Origin of the sequence: Intrasporangium sp., assembly GCF_040414665.1 — a bacterium.
GTDB lineage: Bacteria > Actinomycetota > Actinomycetes > Actinomycetales > Dermatophilaceae > Intrasporangium.
In genome coordinates this window covers 1-11632 of the sequence record NZ_JBEDUL010000052.1, presented here as the reverse complement: position 1 = coordinate 11632, position 11632 = coordinate 1, and the positions used below count along the sequence as shown (strand labels likewise).

Sequence of the window (11632 nt, the reverse complement as noted above, 5' to 3'; positions counted from 1 at the left end):
GGACGCTGATCTGCGGGCGACACCACACCCTGGCGCACCAGCTCGACCTGGTGCCCTCGATCACCCCGACCGGCGTGCGCTGGCTACGGGTACCCGACCGTCCCGGGGAGCCCCTCGGCGACCCACCCGGCGACCCACCGAACGGTCCACCCCTGCAGCTGACCGGCTGATCGCCGTCGCCCTGAGGGGAGTTCATCGCGGCGAAGGGGTGGTGTCATCCCGCCGTGAAAGGCCCGGCGCGCAGTAGGTTCGACGTGGAGGATCCCCAACCTCAGACCTTGGAGGGATTGGCATGTCGGACACCACGCAGTTGGTCCTCTGGATCATCCTCGGGCTGGTTGTGGTCGCACTGGTCGTGTGGTTCCTTGTTTCGGCATCGCGACGGCGGAGGGTCGAGGATCAGCAGCGGGCCGATGCCGCAGCGCTTCGGTCCCGCGTGGAGGAGCGACTGCCCGAGATCCAGGGTGCCGAGGATCGAGCCTCGGTGACCGCAGCGATCGCGAAGGACGCCCGCGCAGAGGCAGAGGAGAAGGCCGCCGAGGCAGCCCGACTGGAGCGACATGCCGAGAAGCACCGGGCCGAGGCAGAAGCGGCTGTCCAGGAACGCGAATCCCTTGAGCGCGAAGCCGACCGGCTCGATCCAGATGTGCGCACGGACGAGGAGGGCTATCGCGTCGACCGGTCAGGGCGGCGGCTTGACCAGCCAGAGACGTCGCAACCAGAGCGGTCACACTCAGAGCAGCCGGTGTCGGGCCAGGCTGAGCCCGAGACAGAGCGCGACAAAGCAGAGCCCGGAGAGACTGAGCCTGAGGAGCGGGGTGCGTTCGGGCGACCTGGTGGGGCGCCCGGATCCGTCGCCGCCGGCGTTTCACTGGCTGGTTCCAGCATGGCGGCCGCAGCGGCTGCTCGAGCTGGGTCGCCGCAGCCCTTCGCCGATGAGGACGACGAGCCAGACCTGGCCGACGCCGAGAATCCCTTCGCGGGACAGGCCGAGGCGGAGCCGGTGCCAGCCGCAACTGAGGAGGCCGACTGGGTCAACGGGCCGGTCGAGGACGTCGATGACGAGGACCTCAAGGCGTCGGCCGCAGCCGACACCGCTGCCGAGGACTGGATCAACGGCCCGGCGGATGACGAGGCCAGGCCGACCGCTGACGCCGGCGGAGGGGTGGCCGGGGCAGGCGAAGGCATGGCCCGGGTCGGTGAAGGCGCGGCCGGGGCCGGTGAAGCCGCGGCCGGCGAAGGCCTGGCTGGAGCCGCTGTTGCAGGCGCCGCCGTCGCGGGTACCGGTGCAGCGAGCACGGCCGACGCGCGAGAGGACGAGGGAATGCCGAGTGACAATGCCGACTGGGTGAACGGTCCGGTCGAGGACGTGGACCAGGACGAGATCGACGCATCGGCGGCCGAGGAGTCGGAGGCCGCCGACTGGATCAATGGGCCGGCGGACGACGAGCTGTCCGTCACCCGAACCGATGCTCGCCCGGACCTCGGCTCGGCCGATGCGACCAGCCCCGAAGAGGTCTCGGTCCCCGCGCTCGAGGACACCGACGACGTGCTCGTCGGTGGCGGCACGCCAGGCGACGACCCGGGTGATCACCGTGGGCAGCCATGGTCCACGGATCTCGCGGCCGACGTGGGGACTCGCTCCGGCTCCGGCGATGGCGCGGCGAAGGGGCCCGCCGCCCCCGCGGGACATGCGGCAGAACCAGGCGACGAGTCCCAGGTCGTCGAGAACCCGGGTCCGGTGGAGCGTTCGGAGGCAGCGCCCCTCCTCGACGAAGCCGCCGGGACCGATGAAGGCGACGACGGGTCCTCCGACGGCGCAGACGCATCGGAACCTGCGGAGGCAGCCGCGCCAGGAGCGATGGCCGCCGCGGCCCCGGGCTCGACGGCTGCGGCCCCCAGCAGCCAACCGGTTGCGGAGCGGTCACAACAGCCATACGGCCGCGATGAGCCGTTCGACGCCGAGCCGATCGTCGAGCCGGCCGGATCGGAGGTACCGCCGCTCGACGAACCACGCGCAGCAGATGAGGCTCCGGCAGCCGACGAACCACGCGCAGCAGAGGAGGCTCCGGCAGCGGACGAACCACGCGCACCAGAGGAGCCCGCGGAAGCCGCAGCAGCCGACGAGCGGCCAGCGGCTGAGCGCCGGATCTCGAGCTTCGAGGAGGTGCGCGACGGCGGTTACGGGATGGGGTCCGCGGCGACCTTGGAGGACGGCGCCCAGCCGCTTGGCCACGCGGTCAAGGGCTATCGGGACTCCAGCACCTTCATCGCCCCCGGGGGCGAGGGCTACGACGACAGAGAGCCCGACGTGTGGTTCTTCAACGAGGAGGCCGCCCGTCGCGCCGGATTCAACCCCGCCGGCGAGTAGCAGCCGAAAGAGCAGCGTGTCCCCCGCTCACCGCAACACCGGGTCGGCGGAAGAGGGGGAGACGCTGCTCTTTCGATTCAGTCCCAGCTGCGGGCGTCGACGATCCGGCCGGCCTCGTCATCCGCGAGTGCATCGACGGTGCGGATCTTCGCCGCGAAGCGAAGCCCCGACCGCACCGCACTCCGGACGCGCTCGACGACCTGCTCGGGAGAGCCGTTCGCCGAGCCGAGGACCACCTCGCAGGCCAGTTCGTCCTTGTGGTCCACCCGATCGACGACGAAGCGCCACGCGGACACCTCACCCAGCCCATTCATCACCGAGGCCGCCTGGCGCGGGTGCAGGAACATGCCCTTGACCTTGACCGCCTCACCGACGCGGCCCAGCACACCCGCGAGGCGCGCGGAGCCGTCCGCTCCCGCAAGCCAGGCCGACAGGTCTCCGGTGCCGAACCGGATGAGCGGGTACTCGGGTCGCAGGAGCGTGACGACGACCTGACCCTCGCCCTCGACCACCGCTCCGCCCGAGTCGAGGTCGCAGACCTCGATGTGGACGCCGGGTGCCGGCAGGAGCCCGCTCCCGGGTGAGGTCTCGTAGCCGATGAGTCCCACCTCTGCCGTCCCGTACGACATGAGCACGGTCGCGACGCGCTCCCGGAGCAACGACCGGAGCGAGTCGGGCAACGGCTCGGCGGTGACGAGCGCCTTGTCCAGCCGCCACCGTCCGGCGTCCAGCCCGAGCTCGTCAAACCGGTCGACGAGCGCCTTGAGGTAGCTCGGCAGCCCGACGTACGCCGTCACGCCGAGGTCGGCGATGGCCCGGGCCTGCAGGTCCTGGTTCCCGATCCCGCCCGGCACGACGGTCGCTCCGACAGCCCGGCAGCCCTCCTCGAACATCGCGCCCGCCGGTGAGAGGTGGTAGCCGAAGCAGTTGAGCACCACGTCGCCGGCGCCGATCCCGGCGGCCGCGAGCGCCGGCGCCCACCGCCAAGGATCCGGGATGTCGAGCTCCGGCTCGTAGATCGGCCCGGGCGACTGGAAGACCCGCCGCACCGCCGCACCCTCGGCCAGCATCTCCCCGAAGGGAGGTCGCGCCTGCTGCTGCGCGAGCACGTCGTCCTTGGTGAGGACCGGCAATGCGGCTACCTCACCGGATGCCAGCTGGTCGACCGACAACCCGGCTGCCCGCACCCGCGCGGCGAAGGCGGGCACGGCTGACGCAGCCCGGCGCGCGACGTCGCCGACAGCGGGGGCGAGCTCAGCGGCATACGCCTCGACTGTCGCGGTGAGCGTGGGTGAACGATCGACCGACAAGGGATGCTCCTCTCAGAGCCAGCGCTTGCGGCGCTTGTAGTGCTTGACGTCGCGGAAGCTCTTGCGTCCGCCGGACTCGCCGAGGCCGAGGTAGAACTCCTTGACGTCCGGGTTGTCCTGCAGCTCCTGCGCGCTGCCCTCGAGAACGATCCGGCCCTGCTCCATGATGTAGCCGTGGTCGGCGACCTCGAGTGCGCGCCTGGCGTTCTGCTCGATGACGAGGACGGTGAGCCCCATCTCCTCGTTGACCCGCTTGATGAACGCGAAGATCTCCTTCACGAGCAGCGGGGCCAACCCCAGGGACGGCTCGTCGAGCATGAGCAGCTTGGGCTTGGCCATGAGCGCCCGCCCGATGGCCAGCATCTGCTGCTCGCCGCCCGAGAGGTAGCCCGCCACCCGCGCCCGCATGTCACCGAGCTTGGGCAGCAGGGCGTAGACGTCGTCGAGGTCGCTCTTGGTGTCGATCCGCCCCCGGAAGTAGGCACCGGAGATGAGGTTCTCCTCGACGGTGAGGTGCTCGAAGACGTGCCGCCCCTCCATGCAGAGCGAGAGTCCGAGACCGACCCGGTCAGCGGCATCCAGGCGCGTGATGTCCTTGCCGCCGAAGGTGATCGAGCCGTCCGTGACCTCGCCGTGCTCCGTGGGCAGCAGCCCGGAGACGGCCTTGAGGGTCGTCGACTTGCCGGCGCCGTTGGAGCCGAGCAGCGCCACGATCCTGCCCTCGGGCACCGAGAGGGAGAGACCGCGCAGCACGAGGATGACATCGTCGTAGATGACCTCGATGTTGTTGAGCGTGAGCAGGTCGGTGGTGGCCGACGAGCCGCCGGCCACCCCCTTCCCACTCAGTTCTGTGGTGGTCATGACTCCGGGGTCTGGTTTGCGGCGAGCTCGGTGAGCTGGCCGCCCTTGACCTCGTAGATGCCCGTGCCGGTGTTGCCGCGGTGCGACTCGGCCGAGAACTTCACCGTGCCGTCACCGAGGACGCCACCGGTGTCGACCGCGTCCATCGTCTCGAGTGCGGTCCTGATCGCCGGGCCGGTGAGCTCCTCACCGCTGCTCGCCAGGGCCTTCTCGATGCCCTTGGCCATGACGGCCATGGTCCACCAGCCCTGCGAGTAGTGCAGGCCCTTGTCCTTGAGCGAGCTGCCCTTGGTCTTGAGGTAGGCCTCGATGTCCGAGTGGCCAGGCTTGTCGGCACCCGGGGCGACGGGCGAGATCGCGATGTGGCCCTCGGCGTTGTCCGCACCGGCCGTCTTGATGAACAGCTCGTCAGCGCACCAGTTGAGGCAGACGATCTTCATGTCGAGGTTCTGCGCCTTGATGTCCTTGGCGACCTGGGCGGCCGGGGAGGACACGTTCTGGATGACGATGTACTTGGCGCCCTGCGACTTCGCCTGGGACAGCAGCCCGACCTGGTTGGGTGTCTTGGGCATCGGGTAGGCCTTGTAGCCGAGGTCGAGGCCCTTCTCGGCGATCCACTTCTCGCCGTCCGCGACGGGCGCCGTGCCGAACGGGCTGTCGTGGTGGAAGACGGCGACCTCGGCCTTGCCGCCGGCGTCCTTCGCGATCCAGTTCAGCGCGACGCGCATCTGGTCGGAGTAGGTCGGGGCGACGACGAAGTTGTACGGCGACTCCTTCGGCTCCGTGAGGGGCTCCGCGTAGGACGCCGACATGAACGGCAGCTCGTCCGCGGCGACCTTGGTGCGCAGTGCCTCCGAGTCGCCGGTGCCCCAGCCCTGGATGACGACGGCTCCCTCGTTGACGTACTTCTTGTAGAGCGCTTCGGCCTCGGGGACCTTGTAGGCGTAGTCGTTGGCCATCGCCTCGATCTTGTGGCCGCTGATCCCGCCCTTGCCGTTGACCCAGTCGATGTAGCCCATCATGCCCTCGTGGTACGGCGTGCCCACGTCGCCGGTGGCGCCCGTGAGGTCGGCGATGACGCCGATCTTGACGGGGGCCTTGTCGCCGTCCGTGCCGCCGGGCTGCGCCCCGTCGTCGGTCGCGGCGCCCCCGCACGCCGTGAGGGCGAGGAGCAGCGCCGCAGAGGAGGCGATCACTCCGAGCCGGTTGCGATGCGTCATTGCATTTCTCCATTCAGGTTTGCCGGGTGGCGTGGTGGCATTGAGTTCTCTTGTGGTGGAGGGGTGTTGCGGTGCCGTATGCCGCTGGGCCAGCTCGCGGGGTGACGCGAGGTGGCGTGCGTGGCTCCGTCAGTAACGGAACGGCCAGAACCGGATGTAGTCCTTGATGCGACTCCAGATCCGATCGAGCCCTCGAGGTTCGACGAGCAGGAAGACGATGATCGCGATGCCGAAGACGGCGTTGCGGATCGCGGGCAGTTGCTCGGTCAGGCTGGGAACGGTGGCGGATGCGAGCTCGACGAGCTCGGTGAGCAGGGCCGGGAGCAGGCCCATGAAGATCGCGCCGTAGACCGCGCCGGCGATGCTGCCGAGGCCACCGACGATGATCATGGCGAGATAGAGCACGGAGACGTCGAGGGTGAAGCGCTCCCAGGTGACGGTCTCGGTGTAGTGGGCGGTCAGGGCGCCGGCCAGTCCGACGAAGCCGCTCGAGACGGCGAAGGCGGTCACCTTCGCCCGGGTGATGTTGACCCCGATGGCCTGTGCCGCGATGTCCTGGTCGCGCACCGCCATGAAGCTGCGGCCGAGCCCGGTGCGGAACAGGTTGCGGGCGACGACGACGACCGCGATGGTGATCGCCAGGAGCAGCCAGTACCACTGGACCTCGAAGGTCTGGCGCTTGATCGTCCAGCCGAAGATCTCGAGGCGCGAGACCTCGATGAAGCCCTTTCCCTCGGTGAGGAACTCCCACCGGCGGACGACGAACATGATGATCTCCTGCGATGCCAGCGTCGCTATCGCGAGGTAGAGCCCCTTGAGGCGCAGCGCGGGCAGGCCGAAGAAGGCACCCACGGCCGCGGTCAGGAGCACCGCGATCGTGATGCTGATCGGTGCCGGCAACCCGGCGCGCTCGGACAGGATGGCGGAGGTGTAGGCCCCCACCGCGAGGAAGCCGCCCTGTCCGAGGGAGATCTGGCCGGTGAAGCCGACCAGGATGTTGAGCCCGACTGCGCCGATGACGGCGATGAGGATCGTGTTGGCGATGCCCAGCCAGTAGCGGTCGAGGATGTAGGGGGCGGCGAGCAGCAGGACGATCATCAGGGCGAGTCGGACGTACTCCGCCCTGGTGTGACGCAGCCGCAGCTCGGCGCGATAGGTGCGGTGGTGGATGCCGGTCGCGGTGGCAGTGGACATGCTCAGACCCTCTCGATCCGTGTCTCGCCGAAGATGCCGTAGGGCCGCACGATGAGAATGGCCACGAGGACGACGTAGGGGATGACCTCGGCCAGACCGGGGTCGTAGTAGCCGGACACGTACTGCTTGAGCAGGCCGATGACGAGGCCGCCGATCACCGTGCCGGGGACCGAGTCGAGGCCGCCGAGGATGACGACGGGGAAGACGATCAGGCCGAACGCGGCGATGTTCTGCTCGACGGCGGAGAGGTCCGCGAGGAGGACACCGGCGATGAGGGCGCTCACCGCGGCGAGGACCCACGCGAGCGAGAACACCCGCCGGACCGAGATGCCCATGGTGAGTGCGGCCTGCTGGTCGTCGGCGACAGCGCGCATGGCGATGCCGTGGCGCGACCGCTGGAAGAACGCGGAGAAGGCGAACAGGACGATGGCCGCGATGCCGATGACGAGGAGGCGGTTGATCGGCACGGACGCCCCGGCGATCTGGATCGACCCGGTGGGCAGGATCGGGGGCTGCTCGCGCACCGAGGTACCGAAGAAGATCTGGATGAGCGACTTGAGCACGGCCGAGAGGCCGATCGTCACCATGATGACGCTGATGGCGCTCTCCCCGATCAGCGGCCGCAGGATGAAGCGCTCGACGACCACGCCGAGGACGATCGCGACGAGGACGCCGAAGAGCGCGGCGAGCACGAGCGGCAACCGCATGACGACGAAGGCCGTGTAGAACATGTAGGCGCCGACGAGCAGGAATTCGCCCTGGGCGAAGTTGATGACTCGGGTCGCCTTGTAGATGAGGACGAAGCCGAGCGCGGCGAGGGCGAGCAGGGCGCCGTCGGACAGGCCGTAGACGGTCAGCTGGATGAAGGTGTTCATCGACGGCCGCTCCAGACGGGTCGCCGGCCCCGGCCGTCGGGGACGCGGAAGGTGGTCAGGTCCACGATGCGCAGGTCGAGCCGGCGCTCGACCCGGCTGCCGTCCTGGTAGGTGACGGTGCTCGAGATGGTCACGGAGTCGTCCCCTCGGGTCAGGGCGGAGATGATCTCGCCGTAGCGGTCGGAGATGACGTTGCGGCGCACCTTGCGGGTGCGGGTGATCTCGTCGTCGTCGGGGTCGAACTGCTTGTGCAGCAGGACGAACCGCTTGATCCTGATGCTCTCGGGCAGGTCCTCGTTGGCACGCACGATCTCCTCGGCGACGAGGTCGCGCACCTCCTGCTTGCCGGCGAGGTCGGTGTACGTCGTGTAGCTGAGCCGCTCGTGCTCGGCCCACGAACCGGTGGTCTGCGGGTCGATGGTGACCAGGGCGGTCATGCCCTCGTGCTCGCCCTGGGGTGCGAAGGTGACGGCCTCCTCGACGTACGGCGAGAACTTGAGCTTGTTCTCGATGAAGGCGCTGGAGAACGGGGTGCCGTCGGCGGCAGTGAGGACGTCCTTGGCGCGGTCGATGACCACCAGGTGGCCGCCGTCGTCGACGTAGCCGGCGTCACCGGTGCGCAGCCACCCCTCGGGGTCGACTGCCTCGGCCGTGGCCTCCGGGTTGCCGTGGTACCCCCGGAACACCGAGTCGGAACGCAGCAGGATCTCGCCGTCGTCGGCGATCCGCAGCTCGGTGCCCGGGATCGGGGTCCCGACCGAGGCGAACGCGATGTCGTCGTCGCGGTGGACGACCGCGATGCCGCAGATCTCGGTCTGGCCGTAGATCTGCTTGAGGTTGACCCCGATCGCGTGGAAGAAGCGGAAGACGTCGGGCCCCAGTGGTGCGCCACCGGTGTAGGCGTGGTCGATCCGGGCCAGCCCGAGCTGGTCGCGCACCGGTCGCAGCGCGACCTGGTCGGCGATGGCGTGCAGCAACCGGCGGCCTCCGATCGCGCGCCCCTGGATCCGGCGCTCGGCCACCTGGTCGCCGATGGCGTAGCCCCAGCCGAAGACCTTGCGCTTGAGCCAGCCGGCCTCGTCGATCCGGACCTGGACCTCGGAGAGCATCGACTCCCAGATCCGCGGTGGCGAGAACATCACGTTGGGCCCGATCTCTCTCAGGTCCGCCTTCTGCGTGGAGCTGTCCTCCGGGAAGGAGAGGGTCAGGCCCCGCGAGAGGCCGCAGGCGACCGCGAGCATCTGCTCGCCGATCCAGGCGAAGGGCAGGAACGACACGTAGCGGTCCTTGGCCCGGATCGGGTCCACCGACGTCAGGTGCTCCGCCATGGCGAGCAGGTTGGCGTGGCTCAGCTCCGCCAGCTTCGGCTTGCTCGTCGTGCCGGACGTGGTGCAGAGGACGGCGACGTCGTGCTCGCCCGCCGCGGCGACCTGCTCGTCGAGCCAGCCGGGGTGCTCGAGTCCCCACGTGTGGCCGGTCTGCTCGACCTCGGTGAAGACGCGCAGCCACGGCTCGGAGTACTGCTCCAGCCCGTGCGGGTCGTAGTAGACGACGGTCTCGACGGCGAGGCTGTCGTCGCCGCGCTCGGCTGCCTCGGCACGCAGGCGGATCAGCTTGTCGACCTGCTCCTGGTCCTCGGCGACGACGACCTTGACGTGCGCGACCGACAGGATGTGGTGCAGCTCCTCGCCGATGCTCGTCGGATAGACGCCGACGACGGCCGCGCCGATGCTCTGCGCCGCCAGCTCGGCGATGAGCCACTCGGGGCGGTTGTCGCCGAGCACGGCGACGATCTCGCCCCGCCGGACGCCGAGGCTGGCCAGGCCGTGAGCGAAGTCGCGCACCCGGGCCCAGTACTGCGACCAGCTGAGGGGCTGCCAGATGCCGTACCGCTTCTCCTGCAGGGCAGTCCCGTCGGGGCGCTGGGAGGCCAGCTGCGCGAGCAGCCTCGGGAACGTCGACCCGCGGGGGGCTCCGCCCCGCGTGTCTCCCTCGAGAGCCCGCGTGGCGGGGTGCCCGCTGCTGCGCGGAGCGAGCTCAGCGGCATACGTCATGTTGTCCTTGTTCGTCATCAGTGCTCCTCGGCCCCGAGGTAGGCCTCGACGACGCGGGGGTCGGCCTTGACCTCGTCCGGTGTGCCGTCTGCGATGAGGCGACCGAAGTCGAGGACGCTGACCCGGTTGGAGATGTCCATGACGACCGCCATGTCGTGCTCGATGAGGATCACGGTGACGCCGGCGAGCTCGTGGACGTCCAGGATGTAGCGCGCCATGTCCTCCTTCTCCTCGGAGTTCATGCCGGCCATCGGCTCGTCGAGCAGCAGGAGTGCGGGCTGGAGGCAGAGGGCCCGACCGAGCTCCACCCGCTTCTGGATGCCGTAGGCCAGCGAGCCGACCGGCTTGTGCCGGTGGGCCTGGAGGGCCAGCAGGTCGATGACCTCCTCGACGAGTGCCCGGTGGGCGATCTCCTGGCGGCGCGCGGGCCCGAGCCAGAGGAGCGACTGCACCACCCCGTGGCGCATGTGGATGTGCCGGCCGAGCATGAGGTTCTCGAGGACGGTGAGGTGCGAGAAGAGCTCGATGTTCTGGAAGGACCGAGCGACCCCGAGGCGGGCGATGCGATGCGGTGGCAGCTTGGTCAGCTCGTGCGAGGTGCCCTCGACGCCGGTGTGTAGCACGATGCTGCCCTGCTGCGGGTGGTAGAGCCCGCTGACGCAGTTGAGCAGGCTCGACTTGCCGGCGCCATTGGGCCCGATGACGGCGTGGATGTGGCCCTGCGTGACGGTGAACCCGACCTCCTGGAGGGCGTGGACGCCGCCGAACCGGAGGCCGATGTCGTTGACCTCGAGCACGGGCTGGCCGGGCGGGACGGTCGAGGAGTTCAGCGAGTGCTGGTACGCCCTGGTGAGACCGGTGGTCACGCTGGGTCCCCTCCTTCGTTGGCGGCTGGACAGGTCGGACAATACGTTTCCACTATCTGGAAACGCAAGACCTCCTTGTGAAATCGTTATTCGCGCAGTTACAGTCAGTTTCCGGATCGGCTGCGATCATGGGACTGAGAAGGCGTGACAGGGCAGAGGAGACGCGGTGCCGTCGACGGAGTTCGGAGAGCGGGACTCGAGAGGGAGCCTCGGCACGGTCCGCAACGCCGTCACCCTGCTCGAGCTCCTCGGCGAGGGCCCCGCTCACCAGCACCTGACGGACCTGGCGGAGCGCTCGGGCATGTCGGTCCCGACGGTTCACCGGCTGTTGCGCTCACTCGTCCTGGCCGACCTCGTCGAGCAGGACCCGCGCTCGTCGCGCTACGGCCTCGGGCCGGAGCTCGTCCGCCTGTCGCAGCGCTACCTGGCGCGGCTGCCGATCCTCGGGGCGCTCGCCCCGTTCCTCGCCCAGCTGCGCGACCTGGTCCGGTCGACCATCGTCGTGCAGACCCTGGTGCGCTCCTCCGTCGTGACGATCGACCGGGTCGACGGTCCCGATGCCGGGCTCTACCGGGAGCCCCACGCGGCGGGTGAGGTGTTGACGACGGCGACCGGCCGGCTGCTCGCCGCCCGGGCCAGTGACGACGAGTGGAAGGCGATCCTCGAGTCGTGCTCGGAGGAGGATCGAGCCGTCGCGGAGGCCGCGAGGGACGAGTGGGCGGCAGCGCCCTGGCTCGTCGTCGAGGGCCAGACATTCGGACCACCGGGCCACGTCGCGGTGCCGCTCGTCGACGGCCAAGGGGGCGTCCTCGGCGCCCTCGTCGCCACCGTGTCACCGGGGGCGTCTCCCGAGGAGATCGAGGCAGTGGCGGGCCACCTCA

General features: G+C 69.5%; 9 protein-coding genes. 2 read left to right on the top strand and 7 right to left on the bottom strand.

Going from position 1 to position 11632, the window contains the following annotated elements:
* Positions 1 to 292: 292 nt before the first annotated feature.
* On the top strand, positions 293 to 2371 hold the full coding sequence (locus tag ABF401_RS05915; RefSeq protein WP_353508614.1) for a sunset domain-containing protein: 2079 nt from the start codon (positions 293 to 295) through the stop codon (positions 2369 to 2371).
* A 77-nt stretch (positions 2372 to 2448) separates the two neighbouring features.
* Here the strand turns inward: ABF401_RS05915 and ABF401_RS05910 are convergent, their stop codons facing one another.
* From ABF401_RS05910 to ABF401_RS05880, 7 genes are all read right to left on the bottom strand, one after another.
* Positions 2449 to 3681: a phenylacetate--CoA ligase family protein gene (locus tag ABF401_RS05910; RefSeq protein WP_353508613.1), complete on the bottom strand. Its 1233-nt coding sequence runs from the start codon at positions 3679 to 3681 to the stop codon at positions 2449 to 2451.
* A 12-nt stretch (positions 3682 to 3693) separates the two neighbouring features.
* Positions 3694 to 4542 carry an ABC transporter ATP-binding protein gene (locus ABF401_RS05905; RefSeq protein WP_353508612.1) on the bottom strand — a complete coding sequence of 283 codons (849 nt, stop codon included), beginning with the start codon at positions 4540 to 4542 and terminating at the stop codon, positions 3694 to 3696.
* Positions 4539 to 5762, bottom strand: coding sequence for an ABC transporter substrate-binding protein (locus ABF401_RS05900; RefSeq protein WP_353508611.1), 1224 nt, complete (start codon positions 5760 to 5762; stop codon positions 4539 to 4541). The genes ABF401_RS05905 and ABF401_RS05900 overlap by 4 nt, the downstream gene beginning before the upstream one ends.
* Positions 5763 to 5891: 129 nt before the next feature.
* Positions 5892 to 6956, bottom strand: coding sequence for a branched-chain amino acid ABC transporter permease (locus ABF401_RS05895; RefSeq protein ID WP_353508610.1), 1065 nt, complete (start codon positions 6954 to 6956; stop codon positions 5892 to 5894).
* A gap of 2 nt (positions 6957 to 6958) precedes the next feature.
* Positions 6959 to 7831 (bottom strand): branched-chain amino acid ABC transporter permease, encoded by an 873-nt coding sequence (locus ABF401_RS05890; protein WP_353508609.1) that lies wholly within the window; start codon positions 7829 to 7831, stop codon positions 6959 to 6961.
* A complete protein-coding gene (locus ABF401_RS05885; protein WP_353508608.1) occupies positions 7828 to 9903 on the bottom strand; it encodes an AMP-binding protein in 2076 nt (691 codons plus the stop codon). The genes ABF401_RS05890 and ABF401_RS05885 overlap by 4 nt, the downstream gene beginning before the upstream one ends.
* The gene (locus ABF401_RS05880; protein WP_353508607.1) at positions 9903 to 10751 is read right to left on the bottom strand and encodes an ABC transporter ATP-binding protein; all 849 of its coding nucleotides are present in this window, start codon (positions 10749 to 10751) and stop codon (positions 9903 to 9905) included. Before ABF401_RS05880 ends, ABF401_RS05885 begins: the two co-directional genes overlap by 1 nt.
* 166 nt (positions 10752 to 10917) lie before the next feature.
* On the opposite strand from ABF401_RS05880, the gene ABF401_RS05875 reads away from it, so the two are divergent.
* The coding region (locus ABF401_RS05875; RefSeq protein WP_353508606.1) for an IclR family transcriptional regulator at positions 10918 to 11632 on the top strand (715 nt) is incomplete at its 3' end.